This window comes from Halomonas denitrificans, assembly GCA_019800895.1.
GTDB lineage: Bacteria > Pseudomonadota > Gammaproteobacteria > Xanthomonadales > Wenzhouxiangellaceae.
Window position 1 is genome coordinate 718,323 of record JAHVKF010000003.1, and the last position, 26,636, is coordinate 744,958.

Annotated in this window: 25 protein-coding genes; 22 read left to right on the forward strand and 3 right to left on the reverse strand. The window is 68.6% G+C overall.

The genetic code is table 11. From position 1 onward, the window contains the following. Positions 1-26: 26 nt before the first annotated feature. Positions 27-1,283, reverse strand: a complete 1,257-nt coding sequence (gene rho, locus KUV67_11820) for a transcription termination factor Rho (protein ID MBY6205571.1) — start codon at positions 1,281-1,283, stop codon at positions 27-29. Between the two features lie 305 nt (positions 1,284-1,588). Next, positions 1,589-1,915 (reverse strand): thioredoxin TrxA, encoded by a 327-nt coding sequence (gene trxA, locus KUV67_11825; protein MBY6205572.1) that lies wholly within the window; start codon positions 1,913-1,915, stop codon positions 1,589-1,591. 308 nt (positions 1,916-2,223) lie between these two features. On the opposite strand from trxA, the gene KUV67_11830 reads away from it, so the two are divergent. The 16 genes from KUV67_11830 (at position 2,224) to pdxJ (ending at position 18,923) form a co-directional block, all read left to right on the forward strand. After that, the gene (locus KUV67_11830; protein ID MBY6205573.1) at positions 2,224-3,549 is read left to right on the forward strand and encodes a DEAD/DEAH box helicase; all 1,326 of its coding nucleotides are present in this window, start codon (positions 2,224-2,226) and stop codon (positions 3,547-3,549) included. Between the two features lie 63 nt (positions 3,550-3,612). Then, positions 3,613-4,476: a PDZ domain-containing protein gene (locus KUV67_11835; protein MBY6205574.1), complete on the forward strand. Its 864-nt coding sequence runs from the start codon at positions 3,613-3,615 to the stop codon at positions 4,474-4,476. A 121-nt stretch (positions 4,477-4,597) separates the two neighbouring features. Continuing rightward, positions 4,598-6,505: a type II secretion system protein GspD gene (locus tag KUV67_11840; protein ID MBY6205575.1), complete on the forward strand. Its 1,908-nt coding sequence runs from the start codon at positions 4,598-4,600 to the stop codon at positions 6,503-6,505. Next, a complete protein-coding gene (gene gspE, locus KUV67_11845; GenBank protein ID MBY6205576.1) occupies positions 6,502-7,980 on the forward strand; it encodes a type II secretion system ATPase GspE in 1,479 nt (492 codons plus the stop codon). Before KUV67_11840 ends, gspE begins: the two co-directional genes overlap by 4 nt. Before the next feature lie 136 nt (positions 7,981-8,116). Beyond that, entirely contained in the window at positions 8,117-8,710 is a 594-nt protein-coding gene (rpoE, locus tag KUV67_11850; GenBank protein ID MBY6205577.1) for an RNA polymerase sigma factor RpoE, read from the forward strand. 49 nt (positions 8,711-8,759) lie between these two features. Next, on the forward strand, positions 8,760-9,377 hold the full coding sequence (locus KUV67_11855; protein MBY6205578.1) for a sigma-E factor negative regulatory protein: 618 nt from the start codon (positions 8,760-8,762) through the stop codon (positions 9,375-9,377). A 13-nt stretch (positions 9,378-9,390) separates the two neighbouring features. After that, a complete protein-coding gene (locus tag KUV67_11860; GenBank protein MBY6205579.1) occupies positions 9,391-10,389 on the forward strand; it encodes a MucB/RseB C-terminal domain-containing protein in 999 nt (332 codons plus the stop codon). A 4-nt stretch (positions 10,390-10,393) separates the two neighbouring features. Then, positions 10,394-10,858: a SoxR reducing system RseC family protein gene (locus KUV67_11865; protein MBY6205580.1), complete on the forward strand. Its 465-nt coding sequence runs from the start codon at positions 10,394-10,396 to the stop codon at positions 10,856-10,858. Between the two features lie 186 nt (positions 10,859-11,044). Then, a complete protein-coding gene (locus KUV67_11870; protein MBY6205581.1) occupies positions 11,045-12,457 on the forward strand; it encodes a DegQ family serine endoprotease in 1,413 nt (470 codons plus the stop codon). A 235-nt stretch (positions 12,458-12,692) separates the two neighbouring features. Further along, positions 12,693-14,495 (forward strand): translation elongation factor 4, encoded by a 1,803-nt coding sequence (gene lepA, locus KUV67_11875; protein ID MBY6205582.1) that lies wholly within the window; start codon positions 12,693-12,695, stop codon positions 14,493-14,495. A 73-nt stretch (positions 14,496-14,568) separates the two neighbouring features. After that, on the forward strand, positions 14,569-15,369 hold the full coding sequence (gene lepB / locus KUV67_11880) for a signal peptidase I (protein ID MBY6205583.1): 801 nt from the start codon (positions 14,569-14,571) through the stop codon (positions 15,367-15,369). Between the two features lie 106 nt (positions 15,370-15,475). Beyond that, on the forward strand, positions 15,476-15,838 hold the full coding sequence (locus KUV67_11885) for a DUF4845 domain-containing protein (GenBank protein MBY6205584.1): 363 nt from the start codon (positions 15,476-15,478) through the stop codon (positions 15,836-15,838). A gap of 19 nt (positions 15,839-15,857) precedes the next feature. Beyond that, on the forward strand, positions 15,858-16,520 hold the full coding sequence (gene rnc / locus KUV67_11890) for a ribonuclease III (GenBank protein MBY6205585.1): 663 nt from the start codon (positions 15,858-15,860) through the stop codon (positions 16,518-16,520). Next, positions 16,517-17,416 carry a GTPase Era gene (era, locus tag KUV67_11895; protein ID MBY6205586.1) on the forward strand — a complete coding sequence of 300 codons (900 nt, stop codon included), beginning with the start codon at positions 16,517-16,519 and terminating at the stop codon, positions 17,414-17,416. The genes rnc and era overlap by 4 nt, the downstream gene beginning before the upstream one ends. Positions 17,417-17,456: 40 nt before the next feature. After that, complete coding sequence (recO, locus tag KUV67_11900) at positions 17,457-18,179, forward strand: DNA repair protein RecO (GenBank protein MBY6205587.1); 723 nt, start codon at positions 17,457-17,459, stop codon at positions 18,177-18,179. A gap of 3 nt (positions 18,180-18,182) precedes the next feature. Continuing rightward, a complete protein-coding gene (gene pdxJ / locus KUV67_11905; GenBank protein MBY6205588.1) occupies positions 18,183-18,923 on the forward strand; it encodes a pyridoxine 5'-phosphate synthase in 741 nt (246 codons plus the stop codon). Here the strand turns inward: pdxJ and KUV67_11910 are convergent. After that, positions 18,915-19,694, reverse strand: a complete 780-nt coding sequence (locus KUV67_11910) for a response regulator (GenBank protein MBY6205589.1) — start codon at positions 19,692-19,694, stop codon at positions 18,915-18,917. The two genes, pdxJ and KUV67_11910, sit on opposite strands and share 9 nt — an antisense overlap. Before the next feature lie 18 nt (positions 19,695-19,712). Here KUV67_11910 and KUV67_11915 point away from each other — a divergent pair, with 18 nt between their 5' ends. From KUV67_11915 to KUV67_11940, 6 genes are all read left to right on the forward strand, one after another. Then, positions 19,713-21,776 (forward strand): YdbH domain-containing protein, encoded by a 2,064-nt coding sequence (locus KUV67_11915; GenBank protein MBY6205590.1) that lies wholly within the window; start codon positions 19,713-19,715, stop codon positions 21,774-21,776. A gap of 222 nt (positions 21,777-21,998) precedes the next feature. Next, positions 21,999-22,595 carry a YdbL family protein gene (locus KUV67_11920; GenBank protein MBY6205591.1) on the forward strand — a complete coding sequence of 199 codons (597 nt, stop codon included), beginning with the start codon at positions 21,999-22,001 and terminating at the stop codon, positions 22,593-22,595. A gap of 4 nt (positions 22,596-22,599) precedes the next feature. Further along, entirely contained in the window at positions 22,600-23,934 is a 1,335-nt protein-coding gene (gene rlmD, locus KUV67_11925) for a 23S rRNA (uracil(1939)-C(5))-methyltransferase RlmD (GenBank protein ID MBY6205592.1), read from the forward strand. Beyond that, positions 23,931-24,968 (forward strand): beta-N-acetylhexosaminidase, encoded by a 1,038-nt coding sequence (gene nagZ / locus KUV67_11930; GenBank protein ID MBY6205593.1) that lies wholly within the window; start codon positions 23,931-23,933, stop codon positions 24,966-24,968. Before rlmD ends, nagZ begins: the two co-directional genes overlap by 4 nt. Beyond that, complete coding sequence (locus KUV67_11935; protein ID MBY6205594.1) at positions 24,961-26,082, forward strand: mechanosensitive ion channel family protein; 1,122 nt, start codon at positions 24,961-24,963, stop codon at positions 26,080-26,082. Before nagZ ends, KUV67_11935 begins: the two co-directional genes overlap by 8 nt. Then, positions 26,079-26,624, forward strand: a complete 546-nt coding sequence (locus KUV67_11940; GenBank protein ID MBY6205595.1) for a hypoxanthine-guanine phosphoribosyltransferase — start codon at positions 26,079-26,081, stop codon at positions 26,622-26,624. The genes KUV67_11935 and KUV67_11940 overlap by 4 nt, the downstream gene beginning before the upstream one ends. The last annotated feature ends 12 nt before the right edge of the window (positions 26,625-26,636 follow it).

The following is a 26,636-nucleotide window of genomic DNA, read 5'->3' on the forward strand; positions in this document are numbered from 1 at the left end:
AGCGATCGTCTGACGGGCGCCGCTGGTCAGCGCTTCATGTAGTTGAAGAATTCCTCGTTGGTCTTGGTCGCCTTCAACTTGTCGAGCATGAACTCGATCGCCTGGATTTCGTCCATCGGGTGCAGGATCCGGCGCAGGATCCAGATCTTCTGAAGCAGCTCGTTGTCGACCATCTTTTCTTCCCGTCGAGTGCCCGAGCGATTGATGTCGATGGCCGGAAACACGCGCTTCTCCGAAATCCGACGGCTCAGGTGCACTTCCATGTTGCCGGTGCCCTTGAATTCCTCGTAGATCACTTCGTCCATCTTCGAGCCCGTATCGACCAGCGCGGTGGCGACGATGGTCAGGCTGCCGCCGCCCTCGATCTTTCGCGCGGCGCCGAAGAACCGCTTCGGGCGCTGCAGGGCGTTCGCATCGACGCCGCCGGTCAGGACCTTGCCCGACGACGGCACGACGGTGTTGTAGGCCCGGGCCAGACGGGTGATGGAATCGAGCAGGATGACCACGTCGAGCTTGTGCTCGACCAGCCGCTTGGCCCGTTCGATCACCATGTCGGCGACCTGGACGTGGCGCGTGGCCGGTTCGTCGAAGGTCGAGGAAATGACCTCGGCATCGACGGTGCGCTGCATTTCCGTGACTTCCTCGGGGCGCTCGTCGATCAGCAGGATGATCATGTGGGCGTCCGGGTTGTTGGCCCGGATCGCCAGCGCCACGTGCTGCAGCAGCATGGTCTTGCCGGCCTTGGGGGGCGAAACGATCAGGCCGCGCTGGCCCTTGCCGATCGGGGCGATCAGGTCGATGATCCGCCCGGTCACGTCCTCGCTGGAGCCGTTGCCGCGTTCGAGCGTGAACTGCTCGCGCGGAAACTCCGGGGTCAGGTTCTCGAACAGGATCTTGTTCTTGCTGGCCTCGGGTCGGTCGTAGTTGATCTCCTCGACCTTGAGCAGCGCGAAGTAGCGCTCGGAATCCTTCGGTGGGCGAATCTTGCCGGAGATCATGTCGCCGGTGCGGAGATTGAAGCGGCGAATCTGGCTCGGAGAGACGTAGATGTCGTCCGGGCCGGCCATGTACGAACCGAGGGAGGAGCGCAGAAAGCCGAAGCCGTCCTGCAGGATTTCGAGCACGCCGTCGCCGTAGATCGGCTCCTTCTTCTTCGCACGCGCCTTGAGGATGGCGAAGATGACGTCCTGCTTCTTCGAGCGGCCGATGTTCTCGATGCCGAGTTCGGACGCCATCTCGATGAGGTCCTGCACGGACAGTTTCTTCAGGTCGGTGAGATTCATTTGTGGTTTCTACGTGCCTTGGAATACGCCTGGGAAAGCCTGGAGTCGTGCGCGCCGGAAGCCTGCGGCCCGGGCGCGATCGACGCGCAACATCGGTCGATCGTGCGGCCGGGGTCGCGGCCGGGCAATCGACGAGTCGTGCCCACGGCATGGCGGGCGAGGAACGAGACTGCCGTTCCGAGAGGTTGCTGGAGTATCTAGTGTCGGCAGGCGGCTGCCTGCTCAGGATGCGGAAAGGTTAGCACCATCGCGGCGCGCCGTCCAGACCGGGAGCCGGTGCGGACGGGCGCCCCGATGCCAGCGGATCAGACGTGCTGGTCGATGAATTCCTTGAGCACGCCCTTGGTCACGGCACCGACCTTCATCCCCTGGACCTTTCCGCCGTCGAAGATCATCAGCGTCGGGATGCCGCGGATCTTGAACTGGCTGGTGATCTGCTGGTTCTCGTCGATGTTGACCTTGGCGATCTTCAGCTTTCCGTCGTAGTCGTCGGCGAGTTCGTGCAGGATCGGTTCGATCATCTTGCACGGTCCGCACCACTCGGCCCAGTAATCGACGAGGACGGGGTGTTCGGACTGCAGGACGTCCTGTTCGAAGGAAGCGTCGGTAACGTGGGTAATCTTGTCGGACACGACTGGGGTCTCCTCGTGTTGGGTGGGGTGGGGTGCGGTTCTGCACCGCCGGGGATGGAATCGGCGAGCGACCGATCCAGTGCTAGAATAGCGCAAAAGCGGTGCGCACCGACTCTTGCTGCATCGCTACATCCGGCTGGCCGCGCCCGATTTCAAGTGCAGGGTCCCGTCGACGGATTCGATTCCGACGAGTTCCGGCGCCCGGTCCGGTTCCCGGGACTTCGAATCCGCGTCCCGAGAGCTCGCGTCAGCGCCGTTCGACGGCGGACCGCCGCTGGGCCAGCCCCCGACGAATCAAGAAGGTATCCGTGACCGAATCCACCGCAGCCCCCCAGACCCTTTCCGCCGAGGATGCCGAGCGCGTCCTCACCGACGTCTCCTTCTCGAGCTTCGACCTGCCCGAGGCGATCACCCGCAGCCTGGCCGACGCCGGCTTCGAGCGTTGCACACCGATCCAGGCGCGGACGCTGCCGCTGGCCCTCGACGGCCGCGACGTGGCCGGCCAGGCCCGCACCGGCACGGGCAAGACCGCCGCCTTCCTGCTCGCGATCTTCAAGAACCTGCTGGCCGATCCCGACCCGTCGGCGTCCGGTCACCATCCTCGAGCGGTGGTCATCGCGCCGACGCGCGAACTGGCGATCCAGATCCACAAGGACGCCATGCAGCTCGGCAAGCACACGGGGCTTAGCTTCGGCCTGTCCTACGGCGGCGTCGACTACCAGAAGCAGCGCGACATCCTGGCCGAAGGCGTGGACGTGCTGATCGGCACGCCGGGTCGGATGATCGACTTCTACAAGCAGCGCGTGTTCTCGCTGGAGAAGATCCGGATCGCGGTGCTCGACGAGGCCGACCGGATGTTCGATCTCGGCTTCATCAGCGACATCCGCTACCTGTTCCGTGCGATGCCGCCGGTCGACAAGCGGCAGTGCCTGATGTTCTCGGCGACCTTCCCGCTGAAGGTCACGGAGCTGGCCTACGAGCACATGAACGATGCCGAGACCATCCGCATCGACGAAGACCGGAAGACCACCGACCGGGTTCGCCAGGTCGTCTACTACCCGGCCAACAACGAGAAGCCCGGCCTGCTGGTCAAGCTGCTGCGGGGCATGGACGACGGCCACGTGATCGTGTTCGTCAATACCCGGCGCGCCGCCGACGTGGTCGACCGCACGCTGCGCGGCAACGGGTTCGAATCGGCGATGCTGGCCGGCTCCGTTCGGCAGAACAAGCGCCAGACGCTGCTGAAGAAGTTCCACGACGGCGCGCTGCCGATCCTGGTCGCGACCGACGTGGCGGCCCGCGGACTGCACATTCCCGGTGTGAGCCACGTGATCAATTACGACCTGCCGCAGGACGCTGCCGACTACGTCCACCGGATCGGCCGGACGGCCCGCCTGGGCGCGCTCGGCGAGGCGATCAGCTTCGCCTGCGAGGATTACGCGTTCCACCTGCCCGAGATCGAGGAGTACATCGGCAAGCCGATCCCGATGGAGGAGCATGACGCGGACGACTTGCCGAAGCTCGATCGCGCATTGCCGCCGAAGGCCAGCAGCGCAACGCCGGACCGACGCCGCAAGGGTGGCGGACGGCGCGGCGGAGGTGGCCGTCGCGGGGGCGGAGGACGCCGGTCCTGATCCGCGCCACCCCGTGCTAACCTGCCGGCCGAGTCCGGTATCGCGGAGCGCCTCCGACCCGCCATGCACACGCTGACCTCGTCGAGAGCGCCGTTCGATCGTCTCCTTCGCGTGCTGGCGCTGCTGGCCTGCGCGCTGGCCGCGGCGGTGCTGATCGAACAGGCCGTGACCGGTCCTCGCCTTCCCGCAGCCCCGGCCATCGATCTTCCCGACGTCGCCATCTCGAGGGCCACGGAACCGCTGACCGAGGTCGACTGGGGCCTGTTCGGCGAGCCGGCGGCTCAGGACTACGGGCTGGTGCAGGCGGTCGAGCCGACGCCGTTGAAGCTGCGCCTGCGTGGCGCCGTGGCCGGGCGCAACGGCTACGCCATCATCGTCGACGCCGACGGCAACGAGGGCGTCTACCGGGTCGGCGACGAGCTGCCCGGCGACGCCCGGGTGACCGAGATCGAAACCCGCAGGGTGCTGCTCCGGCGCAGCGGTCGGATCGAGGCACTCGCCTTGCCGGGCGGTGCCGAAGCGACCGCCGGTCCGGCCCGTGCGGCGTCGTCCTCCGCGCGATCGATGGCGCAGACGGCGGCGGCCCGGAACGGCGACGCGGATGCGCCGGCGGGCATCGGCGCGGGCTCGCTGTCGTCACTGACCTCTGCATTCACGCTCGATCCGGATCGGCTGGCCCGGGAGATCACCATCCTGCCGGTGGCCGGCGGCGGGTTCCGGGTGCGCGCCGGCCGCGACGCGGCGCTGTTCCAGCGCCTCGGTTTCGAGCTCAACGACGTCGTCCTGGCCATCAACGGCCGGCCCGTTTCGACCCAGGCCGATGTGCGCGCCGTGTTCGGCGACTACAATCCCGGAGAACGAATCGCGATCACCGTGCGACGGGGGGACCGTCAGCTGGTTCTGACGCCGGACCTTTCGGGCTTCTGAACCGGGCCCGGTCGTCGCGATGCGTGGCGGCGCAAGGCGCCTTTCCGCACCCGAGGAGGCCTTCGATTTGCCAACGGTCGCCAACGGTCGCCAACGACTTCGACTGCATAGGAACCAAGCGATGACCCACTGCCGACCGATCCTGCTCCTGGTGCTGGCGCTCGCCGTGCCGGCGTTCGCGCAGCAGCCGGCGAACGACGACGGCCACGTGCTGAATTTCCAGGATGCCGAGATCCGCTCGCTGATCACCACCGTGGCCGATATCACCGGCCGCAACATCGTCATCGATCCGGCCGTGTCCGGGCGGGTGACGGTGGTGTCGAGCGAGGCCCTCGATGCCGACGAGGTCTACGAAGTGTTCCTGTCGATCCTCGCGGTGCATGGCTTCAGTGCCCTGAGCGACGGCACGGTGACCCGGATCGTGCCGGATGCCACGGCGCGCTTCGGCGCCAACGGCGACGCGGGCGCCGGGGCCCAGGACCAGGTCACCCGCCTGATCGCGCTCTCGCACGTGCGGGCCGAGGAGGCCGTGCCGCTGCTTCGCTCGCTGGTGCCGCAGTCGGCCTACCTGGCCGCGCACGCCGCGTCGAACAGCATCCTGGTCAGCGATCGCGCCGCCAGCGTGCGTCGCATCGAATCGGTACTCCGCCGGATGGATGCGGCCACCGGCGACGGCCCGGAAGTGCTTGCCTTGAACCACGCCAGCGCGAACGAGCTCGCCGAGATGGTCAACGCCATCTACGGCAGCGATCGCCCGCTGGTGCACGCCGATCCGCGGACCAACAGCCTCGTCCTCGGCGGCTCGCCGGCCCAGCGGCTGCGCCTGCGCACGCTGGTCACGCACCTGGATACGCCGCTGGACGCCGCCGGCGGCTCGCGCGTCATCCGCCTCAACTACGCCGACGCGGAAGACATGGTCCCGGTGCTCGAGAGCCTGGTCGACGAGCCCGGCGAAAGCGGTCCGCGGGCCCGGATCCAGGCCCATGCGGCGACCAATGCGATCGTGATCACCGCCTCGCCGTCGGTGTTCCGCGAGATCGCCGCGGTGGTCGAGCAGCTCGACATCCGCCGTGCGCAGGTGCTGGTCGAGGCGATCATCGCCGAGGTTGCCGCCGATACGGGGCGCGAACTCGGCATCCAGTGGCAGTTCTTCGAGTCCGGCGATTCGGGCTTCTTCGGCGGCACCAACTACCAGAGCGGCGGGCGCAACATCCTGAACCTGAGCGCCGGGCTGGGCGCCGGCGAGGACGGCGGCACCGCCGTGCTGCCCGGCAGCGGCCTGAACCTCGGCTACGTCGGCGGCCGCACCAGCCTGCTCGGGATCGACCTGCTCGAGATCGGCGCCCTGGCGCGTGCGCTGGCCACGGACAACAACACCAACGTGTTGTCGACTCCGTCGATCGTGACCATGGACAACCAGCCGGCCAGCATCAACGTCGGCCAGGAAGTGCCGTTCCTGTCCGGCAGTTTCCTGACCGAGGGCATCGCCAACGCCGACGGCCAGGTCAACCCGTTCCAGACCATCGAGCGCCGCGAGGTCGGCCTGAAGCTCAACGTCACCCCGCACATCAACCAGGGCGACTCGATCATGCTGGCGATCGACCAGGAAGTCTCGTCGCTCGCCCCGATCGCCGGCGCGGTCGACCTGATCACCAACAAGCGGACGATCTCGACCCGGGTGATGGTCCCCGACGGTGCCATGCTGGTGCTCGGCGGCCTGATCAGCGACGACCTGCAGGAAGGTACGGAGCGCGTGCCGGGGCTGGGCCGGATCCCGCTGCTCGGCGAGCTGTTCACCTATCGAGCCGACAGCCGCGTGAAGCGCAACCTGATGGTGTTCATCCGGCCCCGGATCCTCGACGACCCGGCGCTGATGGATTCGGTCACGCAGTCGAAGTACACGCTGCTGCGGGACCGGCAGATCGAGCAGCGCGAGGACGAAGTGGGCCTGATCCGCCGACCCGACACCCCGCTGCTGCCCGAGCTCGACGCGTTCCTGCAGGCGCCGGCCGGCGACGGGGGACGATGAGCGACGCGTTCCGACCGTCGTTCGGATTCGCCCGCCGCCGCGGCGTCACGGTCGCGGGGCGGGACGCGGAGGGGCGCTACCGCCTGCTGGTCCGGACGCCGACCGATCTCGAGGCGCTGCGCGAGGTACGGCGCAACCTCGACGGCGCGGTCGCCGTGGAAAAACTCGACGAGGCCGGCTACGGCGAGGCCATCGCTCGCCTGTACGAGGCCGGCGATGCCGAGGCCCGGCAGGTCGCCGCAGACCTCAACGACGACCTGGATCTCGCCCGCCTGGCCGAGCAGCTGCCCGAGCCGTCCGACCTGCTCGAGTCGGCCGACGATGCGCCGGTCATCCGCCTGATCAACGGCGTGTTGTCGCAGGCCGTGCGCGACGGCGCCTCCGACGTCCATTTCGAACCCTTCGAGGATCGCCTCGCGATCCGTTTCCGCATCGACGGCGTGCTGTCCGAGACGCTTTCCCTGTCGCGAGCGCTGGCCGCGCCCGTGGTTTCGCGGATCAAGGTCATGGCGCGCCTGGACATCGCCGAGAAGCGTGTGCCCCAGGACGGCCGGATCGGCCTGAGGCTTGCCGGCCGGCCGGTCGACGTGCGCGTGTCCACGCTGCCGTCGAGCCACGGCGAACGCGTCGTTCTGCGCCTGCTCGACAAGCAGGCGGGCCGCCTTTCGCTGGCCGAGCTGGGCATGAACGACACGCTGCTCGACCGCTTCGATGCGCTGATCCGCCGGCCGCACGGCATCCTGCTGGTCACCGGGCCGACCGGGTCGGGCAAGTCGACCACCCTGTACGCCGCGCTGCAGGCGCTGAACGATCGGCGGCGCAACATCATGACCGTCGAGGATCCGATCGAGTACGACATCGACGGCATCGGCCAGACCCAGGTCAACCCGAAGGTCGATCTGACCTTCGCCCGCGGCCTGCGCGCCATCCTGCGCCAGGACCCCGACGTGGTCATGGTCGGGGAGATCCGCGATCTCGAGACCGCACGCATCGCGGTCCAGGCGTCGCTGACCGGCCATCTCGTCCTGTCGACGCTCCACACGAATACGGCGGTCGGCGCCATCAACCGCCTGGTCGACATGGGCGTCGAGCCGTTCCTGCTGGCCTCCAGCCTGATCGGCGTGGTCGCCCAGCGGCTGGTCCGGAGGCTGGACCCGGACCTGTGCGAAGCGGTGGAGATGTCGCAGCAGGACCTGGCGGCCGCGGGAATCGAGCGCGACGGACCGGCGACCCTGTACCGGCCTCGCCGCGACCTGGCCGAAGGCGAGAGCGGGTACGCTGGACGCACCGGAATCTACGAACTGGTCGAGATCGACGATCGCCTGCAGCGCCTGATTCACGAGCGGGCGCCGGAGCAGGCGCTGGCCGAGACGGCTCGACGTTCCGGTCCAGGAATCTTCGACGACGGCTGGCACAAGGCGATCGCCGGGGTCACGACGCTGGACGAGGTCCTGCGCGTGACCCGCGAATTCTGACCGGTCGACGCCGGACGAACGACCGCCGGGCCGATGACCGAGCTGGACCGGATTCACGGGAACCTGACGGCGCAGCGGCGGTCCTAGGATTGTCGCCGGCCGTCGGCCACCACTCAACGAGGAGCAGGACGGCCCGATGGGCGAACGCGAAATCGATCAACAACTGGTCGAACGAGTGCAGAAGGGCGACAAACGGGCGTTCGACGTGCTGGTCGGCAAGTACCAGCACAAGATCGTCAGCCTGGTCTCGCGCTACGTGTCCGATCACGCCGAGGCGCTGGATGTGTCGCAGGAGGCGTTCATCAAGGCCTATCGCGCGATCGGCCGCTTTCGCGGCGACAGCGCGTTCTACACATGGATGTACCGGATCGCGATCAACACGGCCAAGAACCACCTGGTCTCGCAGAGCCGCCGGCCGCCGCTGTCGGATGTCGATGCAAGCGACGCGGAACAATTCCAGGTCGATACGCGTCTGAAGGACCGCGGATCGCCCGAGCACGAACTGCTGAAGGAAGAGATCGAGAAGACGATCAACGATGCCATCTCTGCGCTGCCGGAAGACCTCCGGGTCGCGATCACGCTGCGCGAGATGGACGGCATGAGTTACGACGACATCGCCACGACCATGGACTGCCCGATCGGAACCGTTCGATCGCGCATCTTCCGGGCCCGAGAGGCCATCGATGCCCGACTCCGGCCGCTGCTCGGCGGTCACGGGGCCGCAGATTGAGTCGCGCGCCGACTCGCAACGCAACCGAAATCACCACGAGGTGAGCACCTTGGAACGAAACAACGAGCATCTGTCCGCGCTGGTCGACGGCGAACTGGACCGCCGCGAGTCCGCGTTCCTGCTGCGCCGGCTGACCACCGACGCCGAACTGCAGGACGACTGGACGCGCTACCACATGACGCGAGCCTGCCTGCACAACGAGTTTCCCGGTCGGGTCGACCTGGTCGACCGCGTCCGGGCGGCGATCGCCGACGAACGGGTCGATCCGGTCGCCCGGATGTCTCCGCTGGCCCGCTTCGGGATCGGCGGCGCCCTGGCGGCCGGCATTGCGATGATCGCCGTGGTCGGCCTCGACAACCGGATCGCACCGGGGCCGGAAGTCGCCGAACCGGCGCCGGCGTTCGTCAGCCAGAGTTCGGCGCTGGATCGCCAGTTCAGCCGCCAGGCCGTACCGGCGGGTTTCAGCGAACTCCCGGCCAGTCCGGCCGCGACCCCGGCGGACGACCCGCGCGAGCGGATCAGCCGGTACATCATCCGGCACGGCCAGGCCTCGGGTGCCTCGAACTTCGTTTCGTTCACCCCGATCCTGACCTCCGACGCGCCGGTGACCGCGGTTCCGCTGGAGACCACCACGGCCGAGGACGACGGAACCGCCGTCCCGGAATGAGCGCCTGCGCCGAATGATCATGGCCCGCGTGCTCGGATTGCTGCTGGCGGTCTTGCTGCCGGCTCCGGACGATGCGCATGCCGCCGATGATGTCCGCGACTGGCTGACCCGGATGGAGCACGCGGTGGCCTCGATCAGCTACCGGGGCACCATGGTCAGCGTCCGCGACGGACGGCTCGATACGCTGGCGGTCTATCACCGGGCCGACGACGACGGCATCCGCGAGCGGATCGTGACCCTCAACGGCCCGGAGCGGGAAATCCTGCGCGATCGGGATTCGGTGCAGAGCCTGGTTTCGGGCGATTCGCCGATGGTGGTCGACAACCCCTTCCCGACGCGCCTGTTGCCTCGCATTTCCTTCGAAGTCCTCGATCATCCGGACGGCATCTATCGCGCCCGCGTCGGCCCCCGGGCCCGGGTCGCCGGTCGTTCGGCGCGCGTCATCGAGATTCTCCCGGTCGACGGGTTCCGCTACGGCCGGCGCCTGTGGCTGGACGAGCGCACCGCGATGCTGTTGCGCTCGGTGCTGCTCGACGCCGACGGAAAGGTGCTCCAGGACCTTGCGTTCGTGGAGCTCGAACTCGGCGCACGGATCAGCGACCGCGAACTGTCCTCGGGGCTGGCCGATCCGGCCCGGATCACGCGCTACCGCGATGCCGACGATCCCCGCGAGCCGGCGTTCGCCGCAACCCAGGACCCGTACTGGATGCCCGAGTCGCTACCGGCCGGGTTCCGCCTCGTTTCGGTCGGGCGCACCCTGGGCGATGAAGCGGAGTCGCTGGAGCACCTGCTGTTCTCCGACGGCCTGTCGAGTTTTTCCATCTACATCGAACCGGTGCGTGATCGGCGAGTGGCCGAACACCTCGACGTGATCGGCTCGATGAACGTCTACACCGGCCGCATCGACGACCGGATCGTGACCGTGGTCGGCGAGGTGCCGGCGCGCACGGTGCGTTCGATCGGCCAGCACGTGCGTCGGGCCGAGCACCCGTCGATGCGCCATTTCCGCTGAGCCGATGGGCTCCGAACGCCTCTGGCAGACCGCCCTCGTCGTGGAGGACGTCAGCGGGCGAAGATGGCTGGAGTTTCCCGACCCGGCCCGGTGCCGCCGATGCCGGGACGGCCGCGGTTGCGGTGCGGCGCAGTGGAGCCGCCTGTTCGGTTCGCGCCGGGCGATCCGGCTGCCGATGCCGACCGACTGCGCGGTCGAGCCCGGGACGCCGGTCCGGGTCGGCCTGGCGACGGCCGCCTTGCTCGGTGCGGCCGTCCGGGTCTATCTGCTGCCGCTGCTGGCGTTCGTGCTCCTGCTGATCGGGGCCGGGTACGCCGGACTGGCGGACGGCCTCGCGCTGGCCGTCGGTCTGGTCGGTGCGTTCGCGGCGCTGTGGCAGGCTCGCCGTTCGACACCGGTGGGACTCCGGCCGCGGATCGAGGCGATCGGAGAAGAGGGCTGCGAAGCGCTTGAATCCCCGGGTCGGTGATTGCATCTCTCGGGGTGGATTCCCGAGCGGGCGGCCGGGGCCGACGATCCGCGGCGTGCATTCGCCGCTTCGAACCGGACGGAATCGGACACCGGCACGGCCACGATTGCCCGACACGACGCATTCCTGGCAACACCCGAACCTGGCAACACTCAATTTCGCACCAGTCAACGAGGACGAATCGAGATGAACCACAGACTCAAGCTGATTCGCCACGCCGCGCTTGCGGCTGCGCTCCTGCTGGGCGCCGCAGCGCAGGCCATGCCGGATGACTTCGCCGATGTCGTCGAAGACACGATTCCGGCCGTCGTCAACATCGAGACGACCCGCTTCGGCGATCGTCCCGATCCCGACGCGAACCCGTCCCAGCCACCCGACGACGTTCCCGAGCTGTTCCGTCGCTTCTTCGACCCCTACGGAGACGGCATGCCGCGCGGCCGGCCCGACCAGCAGGGCGGTGGCTCCGGCTTCATCGTCCGGGCCGACGGCCTGGTCGTCACCAACCATCATGTCATCGAGGACGCCGACGAGATCATCGTGCGCCTGGCGGACCGGCGCGAGTTCGTCGCCGAACTGGTCGGTTCCGACGCCGAGACCGACGTCGCGGTGCTCAAGATCGACGCCGAGGACCTGCCGACGCTGGACTACGGCGACTCGTCCACGCTGCGCCCGGGCGAATGGGTCATCGCGATCGGTTCACCGTTCCGCTTCGAGCAGAGCGTGACCGCCGGTATCGTCAGCGCCAAGGGTCGCAGCCAGGCCCAGCAGCAGTACGTTCCCTTCATCCAGTCCGACGTTGCGATCAACCGCGGCAATTCCGGCGGGCCGCTGATCGACAGGAACGGCCAGGTGGTCGGAATCAACTCGTGGATTCTCAGCGCCTCGGGCGGCAACATCGGCCTGTCGTTCTCGATCCCGATCGAGACGGCCGAGGATACGGTCGAGCAGCTGCTCGAGTACGGCCGGGTGGCGCGCGGCTACCTCGGCGTGGGCATCCAGGGCCTGAACCGGGAACAGGCCGATGCCATGGGCCTCGACCGGCCGGTCGGTGCCCTGGTCAACCGCGTCGAGCCGGGCAGCGCCGCCGAAGAGGCCGGCATCGAGGCCGGCGACGTCATTCTCGAGGTTGCCGGCCGGCCGATCGAGGTCTTCTCCGACCTGCCGCCGATCGTCGGGTCGATCCGCCCGGGCGAGGAAATCGAAGTTCGCATCTCGCGCTGGGGCGACGAGCGCACACTCACGGTCGAACTGGCCGAGCGCGAAGAAGCGCCGACCGACGACGGCCGCGGTCCCGCCAGTGACGCGACGCCGACCAATACGCTGGGGCTCACGGTCGAGCCGCTGACCGAAGGCCAGCGGCGTCAGCTCGAGGGCGTCGACGGCGGGGTGATGATCACCGCCGTCGAAAGCGACGCCGCCTACCGGGCCGGAATTCGCCGCGGCCAGGTGCTGCAGATGATCAACAACCGGCCGATCGATTCGATGGAGGCCTTCCGCGCCATCGTCGAGGATCTCGAGCCGGGGCGGTCCGTGGCCGTACTGCTGTGGAGCAACGGCAGCAGTCGCTTCGTGGCCTACACCCCCGAGGCAGAGCGCTAGGCTGCGGCGGTATACTACGCGGCTGGAATCGCCGCCGTCGGGCTCGGTCCGGCGGCGGCGCCTCTACGTGAATCCGCGGTCGAGGTCGGCGTCCCTGCCGGACCCGACCTGCCTGCGGCGCGAAGCCGGCCGCCTCCATCCACTCATCCGGAAATCCGTTCGTGAATCCAGCGAAGTTCGACAAGCCCGCCCGTAGCCCCGATCCTGCCGCAGCGATGGCCGGTGGAGGGCGCGCATGAGCGGTGCACGCAGGATCCGGAACTTCTCGATCATCGCCCATGTCGACCACGGCAAGTCGACCCTGGCCGACCGGTTCATCCAGGTCTGCGGCGGACTGAGCGATCGCGAGATGGCCGAGCAGGTCCTCGATTCAATGGACATCGAGCGCGAACGCGGGATCACGATCAAGGCGCAGAGCGTCACCCTGGACTACACGGCCGGCGACGGCGAGACCTACCAGCTGAATTTCATCGACACGCCCGGCCACGTGGATTTCTCCTACGAGGTCTCGCGGTCGCTGTCGGCCTGCGAGGGCGCGCTGCTGGTCGTCGATGCCGCGCAGGGTGTCGAGGCGCAGAGCGTCGCCAACTGCTATACGGCGGTCGAGCAGGGCCTGGAAGTGATCCCGGTGATCAACAAGATCGACCTGCCTTCGGCCGATCCCGACCGGGTCAAGGCGCAGATCGAGGACATCATCGGCATCGACGCCAGCGACGCGCTGCTGGTCAGCGCCAAGACCGGCGACGGCATTGCCGACGTACTCGAAGCCATCGTCAAGCGAATCCCGCCGCCGGAGGACGTCGATGGCCCGCTGAAGGCGCTGATCATCGACTCGTGGTTCGACAACTATCTCGGCGTCAACTCGCTGATCCGGATCAAGCAGGGTCGACTGAAGAAGGGCGAGAAGATCACCGTGATGTCGACCGGCGAAGAGCACGACGCCGACCAGATCGGCATTTTTACACCGAAGCGCACGATCAAGCAGACGCTGGAGTGCGGCCAGGTGGGCTTCATCGCCGCCGGTATCAAGGAGATCCACGGCGCGCCGGTCGGCGACACGCTGACGATGTCCAAGGATCCCGCGGAGAAGCCGCTGCCGGGCTTCAAGCCCATCCAGCCGCGGGTGTTCGCCGGCGTGTTTCCGGTCGATGCCAGCGATTATCCGGATCTTCGCGAAGCGCTGGACAAGCTGCAGTTGAACGACTCGGCGCTGCAGTTCGAGCCCGAGACCTCGATGGCGCTGGGCTTCGGTTTCCGCTGCGGCTTCCTCGGCATGCTCCACATGGAGATCGTCCAGGAGCGGCTGGAGCGCGAGTACGACCTGGACCTGATCATCACCGCGCCGACCGTGGTCTACGAGATCGCGCTGACCGACGGCGAAGTGATCAGCCTGGACAACCCCGCGGCGCTGCCGCCGCTGAACAAGATTTCCGAGGTCCGCGAGCCGGTCATCCGCGCGAATATCCTGGTTCCCCAGGACTACCTCGGCGCGGTGATCGGACTGTGCGAGGAGAAGCGCGGCGCACAGATCGACATGCGCTTCCTCGGCGGCCAGGTGCAGCTCAGCTACGAGCTCCCGCTGGCCGAGGTGGTCATCGATTTCTTCGACCGGCTCAAGTCCTGCTCGCGCGGCTTCGCGTCGTTCGAATACGCATTCGACCGACACCAGGCCGGCCCCTTCGTCCGCCTGGACCTGCTGATCAACGGCGAGCGGGTCGACGCGCTGTCGAGCATCGTCCACCGGGACCAGGCGCAGCGGCGGGGCCGCGACCTGGCCGAGCGGATGCGCGAGTTGATCCCGCGCCAGATGTTCGATATCGCCATCCAGGCCTCGATCGGCTCGAACGTGATCGCCCGCTCGACGGTCAAGGCCTACCGCAAGAACGTGACCGCCAAGTGCTACGGCGGCGACGTCAGCCGCAAGCGCAAGCTGCTCGAGAAGCAGAAGGCGGGCAAGCGGCGGATGAAGAATGTCGGCAGCGTCGAGATTCCCCAGGAAGCGTTCCTTGCGGTGCTACGCACCGACGGGGACAACTGACCCGCCAATCCCAAGCCCGGCGCGCCGCAGCGAGCCATGGGCGGCCGCAACGAAACGCAAGGACTGTCACCGAATGGATTTCGCTCTGATCATCACGCTCCTGACGCTGGCCACCGGCGTGATCTGGTTGCTCGACAAGCTCGTTCTCAAGCGGCGCCGTCGGGCCCGTGTTCTGGCCGGGGAGGCGAGCAACGACGAGCCCTCGCGGCCGGTCGAGTACGCGGCATCGTTCTTTCCGCTCCTGCTGCTCGTGCTGGTGTTCCGCTCGTTCCTGTTCGAGCCGTTCAAGATCCCCTCCGGGTCGATGATCCCGACGCTGTTGATCGGCGACTTCATCGTCGTGTCGAAGTACTCCTACGGGCTGCGTCTGCCCGTGCTCAACACCAAGATCCTCGACACGGGCGAGCCGGAGCGGGGCGACGTCTTCGTGTTCCGATTCCCGGAAGAGCCTCGCGTCAACTACATCAAGCGTGTCATCGGCGTACCCGGCGACACGGTGACCTATCGGAACAAGATGTTCTTCGTCAACGGCGAGCCGGTCGAGCAGGACATCGTCGGCCCCTGGATGGGCGAGGGCCTGAATCGCAACATTCCGGGCACGCGGCCGCAGCGTCGGATCGAGCGGATCGGGGACGTCGAGCACGAAATCCTGATCCATCCCAGCCGTCGCCCCGCCGACGGCCGCAGCTGGGTCGTTCCGGAAGGGCATTACTTCGCCGTCGGCGACAACCGTGACAACTCGCGCGACAGCCGTGCGTGGGGCTTCGTGCCCGAGGAAAATCTCGTCGGCAAGGCGGTCCGCATCTGGATGCACTGGGATTGCGGGCGCGGCTTCTGTGTCGACTTCTCGAGGATCGGTGATAGGATTGAATGACGTCGGATGGCTGGCGTGAGCGAGCCTGCCTGCGTCCGATCGGGGGAAGGGTCTGCCCGGGAATCGCGCTCCCGGCGCTGATGGTCTGGAACGGTTGGGAGAACGCATGAACAAGAATCGCCTCAAGGGCATGACGCTGATCGGGTTCCTTCTGCTGCTTTCGGCGGTCGTCTTCTGCGCCTATATCGGCATGAAACTCGTCCCGATCTACATGAACCACTACAACATCGTCAGCGCGATGAAGGGACTGGCCGAAGAGCCCGGATCGGCGCAGTACAGCGAAGCCCGCATCCGCGACCTGCTGTCGCGCAAACTCAGCGTCAACTACGTGCGCTCGCTGCGGGCCGAGCAGATCCGGCTGGTCAAGTCGCCGCAGCCGCAGCTGGTCCTCGACTACGAGGTTCGCGAAAGCCTGATCGGCAATATCGACGTGGTGGTGTCGTTCGAGCGTGTCGAAGTCCTCAACTAGCCCGGCGCGGGTCGTCTCGCTGCCGGGCCTGCCGTACGTCTTCGGCGACCCGGCGCTGCTCGAGCAGGCACTGACCCACCGCAGCCACGGATATCGGCACAACGAGCGCCTGGAGTTCCTCGGCGATGCGCTGCTCAATTTCACCATCGCCGCCCTGTTGTTCGAAGAGCGACCGGACGCGCCCGAAGGCGACCTGTCGCGGATGCGGGCACGCCTGGTCCGGGATCGAACGCTTGCCCAGGTCGCCCGCGAGCTGGGGCTCGGCGACCACCTGCGCCTCGGCCCCGGTGAACTCAAGAGCGGTGGTTATCTTCGCGAGTCCATCCTTGCCGATGCGCTGGAGGCGATCTTCGGCGCGGCGCTGCTCGACGGCGGCGTCGATCGGGCCCGGCAGCTGGTCGAGGCGCTGTTGCGTCCTCGGTTGGACGCACTGCCCGATGTCGACATGCTGAAGGACCCCAAGACGCGCCTGCAGGAGTTTCTCCAGGCGCGCGGTCTCAACCTGCCGGAGTATCGCGTGATCGAGGAACGCGGCGCCGACCATGCGCGCGAATTCACCGTGTCCTGTACGGTCGATGTGCTGGATGCCCCTGTGCAGGCCACGGCCGGGTCGCGTCGCAAGGCCGAACAGGCCGCCGCGCGCGCGGTGCTCGAGCGGATCGAGGCGGAGCAGCAGCGATGACGGAAGAACGAGCGCTCCACTCGGGCACGGTTGCCCTGATCGGCCGACCGAACGCGGGCAAGTCCACGCTGGTCAACCGCCTCGTCGGCGAGCACGTCTCGATCGTCACGCACAAGCCGCAGACCACGCGGCACCGCGTGACCGGGATCGTCAACCATCCGCGCGGCCAGGTCGTGCTGGTCGACACGCCCGGTATGCACCAGCGCCGGGACCATGCCCTGAACCGCCACTTGAACCGGGTTGCAGCCGAAACCCTGCCGGGCGTCGACCTGTTGCTGGTCCTGGTCGATGCCGCCAAACCGACCGACGAGGACCGCATGGCGTTGCGCGCCGCCGCGCAGTCGGGGCGGCCGTTCCTGCTCGCCTTCAACAAGATCGACCGCGTCCAGAAACGTGCCGAACTGCTGCCGCTGGCCGAGCGATGGACCGCCGACGTCGAGCCGGAAGAGGTCCATTTCGTCTCGGCGCTGCGCGATGACGGCATCGAGAAGCTGCTCGATTCGATCGTCGCTCGCCTGCCGGCCCAGCCGCCGCTGTACCCGCCGGACCTGTTCACCAACGAACCGATGCGCTTCCTTGCCGCCGAACTGGTCCGCGAGCAGCTGCTCGAGAACCTGCACCAGGAAATACCGTACGGAACCACCGTGGTGGTCGAGGAATTCGCCGAGGACGAGGGTCGCCTGCAGATCGCAGCGCGTATCCTGGTCGCCGAGAAACGCCACAAGGGCATCGTCATCGGCAAGGGCGGCCAGACCCTCAAGCGGATCGGCTCGCGCGCCCGCCAGGCCATGCAGCAGCTGTTCGAACAGCCGGTACGCCTGGACCTCAACGTCGCGGTCATGGAGCGCTGGATGGAGCGCGAGGCCCTGTTCGGCAAGCTGGGCTACGAGCGTTGAGCCGGATTCGATGAGGGCGCCTGGATGAGCACGACGCGTGATGAACCGGGTCGACCGTGAACCGGCCTTCGTGCTTCACCGGCGGCCCTATCGCGAAACCAGTCTGACCGTCGAGCTGCTGACCGCTACCCACGGCCGGGTCGCCGGCGTGGCCCGCGGCGCACGGGGCGCTCGCTCCGCCCTGCGGCCGCTGGGCCAGCCCTTCGTTCCCCTCGAGGTCAGCTGGGTGCGCCGCGGCGAGATGGCGACCCTGACCGGCGCGGAGCCGGTCGGTCGGACCGGCGTGCCGACCGGTCGCGCGCTGTGGTGCGCGCTGTACGCCAACGAACTGCTCCTGAAACTGCTGCCGCGCGACGTCGAGGAATCCGAGGTATTCATCGCCTATGCCCACCTGCTGCCGGCGCTGGCCGATGCGTCGCGACAGGCATCGGCGCTGCGTCGCTTCGAGCTGGTTCTGCTGAATGCACTCGGCGTGGCGCCCGAACTCGACGTGGTGGGTGAGGCGCGCATCGCCGTCGAACCCGACGGCTGGTATCGCGTCGATCCGGTGCGCGGTCCGGAACCGGTCGGCGGGCCGGCGGCGGGCGGTCGCGAGCGGGCGGGGCGCGAGCAGGTCGTGTCCGGAGACCTGCTCCGCGCGCTGGCCGCCGGCCGTGAGCTGAGCGCCGAGCAGGCCGCTGCCGCTCGCCGGCTCATGCGAGAATTGATCGAGCACCAACTCGATGGACGTAGGCTCGAAACGCCGCGCCTGTACCGGGAGTAAGCCATGACTTCGCAGCCCCGCCCGTTGCTGGGCGTCAACATCGATCACGTCGCCACGATCCGGCAGGCGCGCGGCACCGACTACCCGTCGGTGGTCGAGGCCGCCCGGATCGCCGAGCGCGGCGGCGCCGACCTGATTACGGTCCACCTTCGCGAGGACCGCCGGCACATCCAGGATGCCGACGTCGCCGCCCTCCTCGAGGTGGTCACCACGCGCTTGAATCTCGAGATGGCGGTCGACGACGCGATGATCGAATTTGCCCTCGCGCACCGACCGCCCGACGTCTGCCTCGTGCCCGAGCGCAGGCAGGAACTGACGACCGAAGGCGGTCTCGACGTCGACGGTCAGCGCGACCGGGTCGCCGAGGCCTGCAGGCGTTTCGCCGAGGCCGGGATCCGGGTGTCCCTGTTCATCGACCCCGACCCCGATCAGGTCGATGCGGCGGCCGAGGTCGGTGCGCCGGTGATCGAGCTGCACACGGGCGGCTGGGCCGAAGCGCGGGGCGCGCAGGCGGAGCGCGAACTGCAGCGGATCGCCGCGGCCGCCGACCGTGCGGAAGCGGCCGGCCTGGTCGTCAATGCCGGCCACGGTCTGCACTACGACAACACCGCCGAGCTGGTCGCGCTGGGCCGGATCCGGGAGTTCAATATCGGCCACGCGATCGTCGCGCGGGCCCTGTTCGACGGGCTCGAGAACGCCGTGCGCTCGATGCGCGCACTGATGGAACCGCCGGGCTCAGGCTGAGCGGGTCAATCGCATCGCGGTCACCGTCGCTTCCGCGCAGCGCCGGAACTGCAGGTAACGAATTCCCACGGCATCCGCCCCGGGTGCGACCAGCGCGGTGCGCAGCCGCCCGGCGGCGCGCGCCAGGCGGTCGGCGCCGACGTAGCCACTGGCCCCGATCCACTGGTGCAGGCAGTCCCGAACCCGGTCCATCCTTCCGTCGGTCAATGCCTGTTCCAGCGGCGCCAGGCCATCGGCCAGTTCGTCGGCGAATGCCGCGCGCAGCGAGTCCAGGCGGTCGCGCGTTCCCAGCGCGTCGAGCCCGTGGCGGTCGTCGAGCAACGGCGCCATGCCGCCGGCCGGGAGGGGGCGCTCGAAGACCCGCTGGCCGCCGGCGACGCGCACCAGGGTGTCGAGCAGCACGTCGGGCGTGGCGGGCTTTTCCAGGTAGCCGCCGAAGCCGGCCTCCTCAGCCTGTCTGCGGGATGCGTCGCGCGCGTCGGCCGTCAGGGCGATCGCGACCGGTGCCTCGGCGCTGCGGCGCAGTACGTCCCAGGTCGAGAAGCCGTCGAAGTCCGGCATGTGCAGGTCGAGGAGGACGAGATCGAAGCGCTCCGTACTGCAGGCCTCGATCGCCCGTGCGCCGGAATCGACCAGGCACAAGTGCGCGACGCGGTGGCGGAGCAGGGCGCGCAGGAACGCGCGATTGACCGGGTGATCGTCGACCGCCAGCACGCGCAGCGACGCCAGCGCCGATGCGTCCCGAACACCGCTGCCAATCCCCGTGCCCATGACGCACAATGGTAGCCGATGAACGCCCGCCGTCCACCGTATGCCGTCCGTTCCGTCCCCGTGTCGGCTGCCGCGCTCGCGCTCGGAATCGCTGCAAGCCCGGGGGTCGGACCCGGGTCCGGTGCCCACGCGGCGCTCGAATGGTCGCTCGAGGCCGAGCGCGTCCAGGCCGGCGCTGCACGGTTCGATTCGGTGCGCATCGACGCGGCCGCCGATGGGGCCGTCGAGGCGCAGCTCGATGGCGTCACCTTGCCCGGCCCGGGATCCTTCGGAACGCTTTCGGCACGCTGCGGCGCTGGCCCGGTGCGTTGCGAACGCGGCACGGTCGAACGCGCCGGCGATGATGGCGCAACCCTGGCCGACGCGGCGTTCCAGCGCGATGCCGCCGCGCTGATGCTGAGCGACGAGGACGGCCGCGTGCACTGGGACGTCTCCGCCGGCGAGGTGCGGGCGGAGGCGTGGCCCCTGCGAGGCTGGCTGATCGGAGCCGGCTCGGCGGTCAGCGTGCAGGACGGTCGGCTCGACGCCCGCGTGGAACTCGGCGCCGATCCGCTGCGCATCGAGGGAGCGCTGCGTTCGTTGGCCTTCGATACGGCGGATGGCCGCTATGCCGGGGCCGATCTCGATCTTTCCGGGGCCGTGGAGCTGGCCGAGGGGCGCCTGAACGGCCGCCTGGCCTGGACGGCGGGCGAAGCGCTGCTGGGCCCGGCCTACCTGCCGCCGCCGGAGGGCGCGGTTCGGGTCGAGGGCGCGCTCGAACCCGCCGGAGGGGATGACTTCCGGTTGCGGCTCGATGTGAACGTCGATGCGGCGGACCGCGAAGGCGATGCGATCCGGGCCGTGCTCGGCGCCCGCGTGGCCAGCCTGTTCGATGAACCGGCGCTGCGCCGTGCTTCGCTGGACCTCGAGACGGTCGATCTCGATCGGGCCTGGACGCTCGGGCTCGAGTCGCTGGCGGCCCGGGCGGGCTGGCCCGGCCTGCGGATCGCCGGCCGCCTCTCGGGCAGGCTGGACTGGCATTCGGACGACGCGCTGGAAGCGCGGCTCGAATGGCGGGACGTGGCGATCGACGATCCGGCCGGTCGTGCCGGTGTGGAGGGGCTGCAGGGACGCGTGGTGCTCGGCGACGGTTCGATGCGCGAAGAGCAGGGCGATGGGTCCGAAGGGGTGGACGCGGACGCGCTCCAGGACCGGCTGGACGTGCGTTTCGACCGGGCCACGCTGTACCGCCTGCCGCTCGGGGCGGCATCGTGGACGCTGGTCGAGCAGGGCGGTTCCCTCGAGTTGGTCGAGCCGCTGCGCGTTCCGCTGCTCGACGGTGCGGTCCGGATCGACCGGCTGGTCGTCGACCGCAGCGATCCGGACTCTCCGGCCATCGACCTCGATGCCGCGATCGAACCGCTGGACCTGGCCGCGCTGACCCGCAACCTCGGCCTGCCGGAGTTCGGCGGCCGCCTGTCGGGCCGCATTCCCGGCGTTCGCCTCGACGGCGGAGCGCTTCGAGTGGACGGCGGTCTCGATCTGGAACTCTTCTCGGGCCGGGCGCGGATCCGCGGCCTCGCCATCGAGCGACCCTTCGGCACGTTGCCGGCCCTGTCCGCTTCGGTGGAGTTCGAGCGGCTGGACCTGGCGCCGCTGACCTCGGCCTTCGAGTTCGGCGCGATGCAGGGCGAACTCGAGGGCCACGTGCGCGGCTTGCGTTTGCTCGACTGGCAGCCCGTCGCCTTCGACGCCTGGTTCTATGCGCCGGCCGACACGCCGCTTCCTCGGCGCATCTCGCAGCGCGCCGTCGACCAGATCGCCAGCGTCGGGGGCGGCGGCTCGGCCGCGCTGTCGGCGCCCCTGCTGGGCCTGTTCGACGAATTCGCCTATCGCGAGATCGGCCTGGGCTGTCGGCTGGCGGCGAACGTCTGCGAGATGCGCGGACTCGACGAGGTCGAAGGCGGCGGCTACCGGATCGTCGCCGGGCGCGGCATTCCCCGCCTCGACGTGGTCGGCTTCCGTCGCCAGGTCGACTGGCCGGTGCTGCTCAGGCAGCTGCGCGCGGCAACGCGCGGCGAGGGCGTCAAGGTCGGCAATTGACCACGGACCTTCGAGCGGAATCCGGGGCTGCGGCGCACCGGCCGGCGCGGGCCGGTTTGGTACACTGCAAGCGTTCAGCGGAGGTTCAATCCGGCGGCCGCAGACTGGTCTCCAGGATGATCGATGCGCCTGCGCCCGCTTCACTCGTTCGACCGTCGTTGCAAGCGTCACTGCCATCGTCACTGCACCCGTTTCCGCTACCGTTCCGAGGAGAAACACTCGATGAAGACCAATCCGATCAAGTGGCTTTGCGCAATGCTGATGTGCGGCGTGGTCGTCGCCTGCGTGACGATCAACGTGTACTTCCCCGAGGCGGCCGCCGAAGAGGCCGCCGACCGCTTCATCCGCGACGTGATCGGTGAGCAGGCCGAGCCACAGGCGTCGCTCGCTCCGCCGGCCCCGAGCAGCCCGGGTCTTGCCGGGCGACTGCTGGACGCGCTGATTCCGTCGGCGCACGCCCAGGGCGCGGACATCGATATCGAAAGCCCGCAGATCAATGCGATCAAGGCGCGCATGTCCCAGCGGCACGCCGAGCATCTCGCCGCCTGGTTCGATGCCGGTGCGATCGGCTTCGGCAACGACGGCCTGGTCGAGATCCGCGATCGCTCGGCGGTCGGCCTGTCCGAGCGTCGCGAGCTGGAGCAGGTGGTGTCCGAGGAAAACGCCGACCGGCGTGCCGTCTACCGAGAGATCGCGGTCGCCAACGGCCAGCCGGACTGGGAGGACGACATCCGCGAGACCTTCGCTCGCCGCTGGATCGCCAACGCCCGTCCGGGCTGGTACTACCAGGACGCCAGCGGAAGCTGGCAGCGGAAGTAGCGGCTTGGCCCGTCGTCGTCGCCGGCGGCTGCCGGCCGAGCCCGTCGAGATCGAGATCCGTGACCTGGCCCATGACGGCCGGGGGGTGGGGCGCCTCGACGACAAGGTGGTGTTCGTCCACGGCGCATTGCCCGGCGAGCGGGTCCACGCCCGGCTGACCGGGCGCAATCGCAAGTACGACGAGGCGATCACCGTCGTCGTCGACGAGGCATCCTCCGAGCGCGTGGTGCCGCGCTGCGAGTGGTTCGGCAACTGTGGCGGCTGCGCGCTGCAGCACCTCGACGCCGAGGCGCAGGTGCGCTGGAAGCAGGGCCGGCTGGCCGAGAACCTCAAGCGCATCGGGCGCGTCGAGCCGGAGCGTTGGCTCGACCCGGTCACCGCCGAGCCGTGGAACTATCGGCGCCGTGCCCGCCTGAGCGCCCGCCTGGTGCCGGGCAAGGGGCGCGTGCTGGTCGGGTTTCGCGAAGTCGGCGGCCGCTATGTCGCCGATATCGAAGGGTGCGACGTGCTCCATCCGGCCTTCGCCGATCGCCTGATGAGCCTGTCGGAACTGATCGGCGGCATGAGCACGCCGGATCGCATCGCCCAGGTCGAGTGCGCGGCCGGCGATGACTCCGCCGCGATCGTGCTCCGCCACCTCGAGCCGCTGACCGACCAGGACAAGGCCCGGCTCGTGGCGTGGTCCGACGATCACGGCATTGCCGTCTACCTCCAGCCCAAGGGGCCCGATACGGTGCACCGGCTGCATCCGGCCGAACACCGCCTGCAGTATCGCCTCGATGTTTTCGACCTGGTCATGGACTTCCACCCGCAGCATTTCGTCCAGGTCAATGCGGCCATCAACCGGCGTCTGACCGAACGCGCCGTGGCGTTGATGGATGCCGGCCCCGATGACCGGGTGCTCGACCTGTTCTGCGGCCTCGGCAACTTCTCGCTGCCGCTGGCACGCAGCGCCGGTTCGGTCCTCGGCGTCGAGCTCGATGAGGCGATGGTCGAGGCCGCCCGGGGCAACGCGCGGACCAACGGAGTCGACAACGCGGAGTTCCGTGCTGCCGATCTCCAGCAGCCGCCGGAGCAGCTCGACTGGCTGCGCGGCGAATTCGACGGCGTGCTGATCGATCCGCCGCGCTCGGGAGCGCTGGACGTCCTGCCGCTGGTCGCGGCCAGCGGCGCGCGTCGGATCGTCTACGTTTCCTGCGATCCTGCAACGCTGGCGCGCGACGCCGGCGAACTCGTCAACACCCACGGCTTCGAGCTGAAGCAGGCGGGCGTGGCCGACATGTTTCCGCACACCGCGCACGTCGAATCGCTGGCCGTATTCGAGCGGGAGGCGGGATGAGCAAGCGGGATGCGGGTCCACTGATCGTCGGTATCGAAGGCCTGGAGCTCGATGCCGAAACCGGCGAACGCCTGATGCATCCGGCGGTCGGCGGCGTCATCCTGTTCGCTCGCAACTACGAGACTCCGGAGCAGCTGGCCGGACTGACCGAGCAACTGCGCGGGTTGAAATCGGACGAGAGGGGCGCTCGCCTGCTGATCTGCGTCGACCAGGAGGGCGGCCGCGTGCAGCGCTTCCGGGCCGGGTTCACGCCGCTTCCGCCGTTGGCCGTGATCGGCCGCTGGTACGGCAGCCATCCGGATCGCGCGCGCGACCTGGCCTATCGACACGGCCGGATCATGGCCGCGGAAGTGCTGGGCCACGGCGTGGACCTGAGCCTGGCCCCGGTGCTGGATCTCGGCGGCGACAGCGACGTGATCGGCGATCGCGCGCTGAGCGGCGATCCGCAGGCCGTGGCCGATCTCGCCCGGTACTACATCGCCGGCATGCGCGATGCCGGCATGGCGGCCTGCGGCAAGCACTTTCCCGGCCACGGCACGGTGCGCGCCGACAGTCACCTGACCGAGGTGAGCGATCCGCGCGACCTGGCCACGCTGCGCGAGCACGACCTCGTGCCGTTCCGCGAACTGGCCGGCGAGCTCGACCTGGTCATGCCCGCCCACGTGATCTATCCCGAGATCGATGATCGGCCGGCCGGGTTCTCCGAGCGCTGGCTCGGCGCCGTGCTTCGCGACGAGCTGGGCTTCGGCGGGCTGGTGGTCTCGGACGACCTCGACATGGCCGGCGCCGCCTGCGCCGGCGGGCCGCCGGAGGGGTTGCGGCGGGCGCTCGCGGCCGGTTGCGACCTGGCCCTGGTCTGCGACCCGGGTTCGGTGCCGGCTGCGCTGGACGCCTTCGGCGACGCCGTTCCGGAAGTCGATCTTTCGCCCCTGTACGGCCGCGCCCGGCTGACCCTCGACGAACAGCAGCTGGTGCCCGAATTCCGGGCCTGGAAGCAGACCCTGACCACCCTGGCGGAGGACGCCCGTGGCTGACTGGATGGAGCGCCTCGCGGCGATGATCGGCATGAACCCGTGGACGCTACAGGCCTTCCTGGTGATCCTCGGGGCCTTGCTGCTCGACCTGATCTACCGCAAGGCGATGAATCGGCTGGAGAAGCTGGCCGAACGCAGCAACACGCTCTGGGACGATGCGCTCGTGTACGCCGGAAAGCGGCCGATCTCGCTGCTCATCTACGGCCAGGGCCTGTTGAGCGCCGCCCGCGTGCTCGAGCCGCACACCGAAGCGATCGTGTTCTCGCTCGACCTGCTGGCGCTGGGCCAGCAGCTGCTGCTGGTCGCGACCGTGACCTGGTTGCTGTTCCGTCTGGTCGAGGGATTCGAGCAGGCCTACGTGCACCACAAGCGCGAGGCCGACGAAACCTACGACATGACCACGATCAGCGTGCTCGGGCGGATCGTCCGGATCGCGGTGGTCGTCACCGGCATCCTGACCATCCTGGCGATCCTGGACATCCCCATCTCCGGCCTGCTGGCCGCCGGCGGCGTGGGCGGCATCGCGATCGGCCTGGCCGCGCGCGATCTGCTGGCCAATTTCTTCGGCGGCTTCATGGTGTTCATGGACCGGCCCTTCGGGGTCGGCGACTGGATCAGTTCGCCCGACCGCGACATCGAAGGCGTGGTCCAGCAGATCGGCTGGCGGGTGACCACCATCATGAAGTTCGACCGCCGTCCGATGTACGTGCCGAACTCGGTGTTCACGACCATCACCGTCGTCAACCCGTCGCGCATGACGCATCGCCGGATCAGCGAACACATCGGCGTACGCTACGACGATTTCGCCGAGGTCCGCTCGGTGGTCGACGACATCCGGTCGATGCTGCAGTCGCACGAGGGAATCGCGAGCGACCAGACCCTGATCGTGCACTTCGATCGCTTCGGCGCATCGTCCCTTGACATCATGGTGTACTGCATGACCCGAACGATCGTCTGGCAGGAGTATCACGAGGTGCGCGAGGACGTGCTGCTGAAGATCGGCGAGATCGTCGAGAGCCATGGTGCCGAGATCGCGTTCCCGACCCGCACGCTGAAGATCGACGCGGTGCCGCCGGAGCTCGCCGGCACCGAAGCCGACGGAGACCAGCGATGAGGCCGCGCCGACTGCCCCACGATGCTGAATGCCTGTTCGGGGCCGAGCGGGTGCAGGCCGCGTACGACGACCTGGCCCAGCGCCTGGACAACGCGCTGCCCGACGGCGAGATCCTGCTGCTGACCGTGATGACCGGCGGCCTGTTTCCCGCCGTGGAACTGGCGCGCAGGCTCGACCGTCCCCTGCGGATCGACTATGTCCATGCCACGCGCTACCGCGGTGCCCTGCGCGGCGGCGAGATCGAGTGGGTGCGCTGGCCGAAGCTGCCGGACCGTCGCTGCACGGTGCTGCTGGTCGACGACATCTTCGACGAGGGCAGCACGCTGGCGGCGGTCCGCGATCGGCTGTCGGAAACGCATGACGTGACGACCGCGGTACTGGCCCGCAAGCTGCATGACCGGGGCTTGCCCAGGGACTGGATCGACTACCATGGCCTCGACGTTCCGGACCGCTACGTGTTCGGCTGCGGCATGGACTACGCCGAGCACTGGCGGGAGCTGCCCGGGATCTGGGCGCTCCCCGTGGACGGCGACGGTCACTGATGCACCAGGGAG

Excerpts from the sequence above, each read along its gene's own strand:
- recO (MBY6205587.1), top strand. The coding sequence starts at position 17,457 with ATGAACCGGGTCGACCGTGAACCGGCCTTCGTGCTTCACCGGCGGCCC.
- era (MBY6205586.1), top strand. The coding sequence starts at position 16,517 with ATGACGGAAGAACGAGCGCTCCACTCGGGCACGGTTGCCCTGATCGGC.
- lepA (MBY6205582.1), top strand. The coding sequence starts at position 12,693 with ATGAGCGGTGCACGCAGGATCCGGAACTTCTCGATCATCGCCCATGTC.
- rho (MBY6205571.1), bottom strand. The coding sequence starts at position 1,283 with ATGAATCTCACCGACCTGAAGAAACTGTCCGTGCAGGACCTCATCGAG.
- lepB (MBY6205583.1), top strand. The coding sequence starts at position 14,569 with ATGGATTTCGCTCTGATCATCACGCTCCTGACGCTGGCCACCGGCGTG.
- KUV67_11860 (MBY6205579.1), top strand. The coding sequence starts at position 9,391 with ATGATCATGGCCCGCGTGCTCGGATTGCTGCTGGCGGTCTTGCTGCCG.
- KUV67_11910 (MBY6205589.1), bottom strand. The coding sequence starts at position 19,694 with ATGGGCACGGGGATTGGCAGCGGTGTTCGGGACGCATCGGCGCTGGCG.
- KUV67_11940 (MBY6205595.1), top strand. The coding sequence starts at position 26,079 with ATGAGGCCGCGCCGACTGCCCCACGATGCTGAATGCCTGTTCGGGGCC.
- KUV67_11865 (MBY6205580.1), top strand. The coding sequence starts at position 10,394 with ATGGGCTCCGAACGCCTCTGGCAGACCGCCCTCGTCGTGGAGGACGTC.
- KUV67_11915 (MBY6205590.1), top strand. The coding sequence starts at position 19,713 with ATGAACGCCCGCCGTCCACCGTATGCCGTCCGTTCCGTCCCCGTGTCG.
- pdxJ (MBY6205588.1), top strand. The coding sequence starts at position 18,183 with ATGACTTCGCAGCCCCGCCCGTTGCTGGGCGTCAACATCGATCACGTC.
- KUV67_11835 (MBY6205574.1), top strand. The coding sequence starts at position 3,613 with ATGCACACGCTGACCTCGTCGAGAGCGCCGTTCGATCGTCTCCTTCGC.
- KUV67_11870 (MBY6205581.1), top strand. The coding sequence starts at position 11,045 with ATGAACCACAGACTCAAGCTGATTCGCCACGCCGCGCTTGCGGCTGCG.
- gspE (MBY6205576.1), top strand. The coding sequence starts at position 6,502 with ATGAGCGACGCGTTCCGACCGTCGTTCGGATTCGCCCGCCGCCGCGGC.
- KUV67_11840 (MBY6205575.1), top strand. The coding sequence starts at position 4,598 with ATGACCCACTGCCGACCGATCCTGCTCCTGGTGCTGGCGCTCGCCGTG.
- KUV67_11920 (MBY6205591.1), top strand. The coding sequence starts at position 21,999 with ATGAAGACCAATCCGATCAAGTGGCTTTGCGCAATGCTGATGTGCGGC.
- nagZ (MBY6205593.1), top strand. The coding sequence starts at position 23,931 with ATGAGCAAGCGGGATGCGGGTCCACTGATCGTCGGTATCGAAGGCCTG.
- KUV67_11885 (MBY6205584.1), top strand. The coding sequence starts at position 15,476 with ATGAACAAGAATCGCCTCAAGGGCATGACGCTGATCGGGTTCCTTCTG.
- rpoE (MBY6205577.1), top strand. The coding sequence starts at position 8,117 with ATGGGCGAACGCGAAATCGATCAACAACTGGTCGAACGAGTGCAGAAG.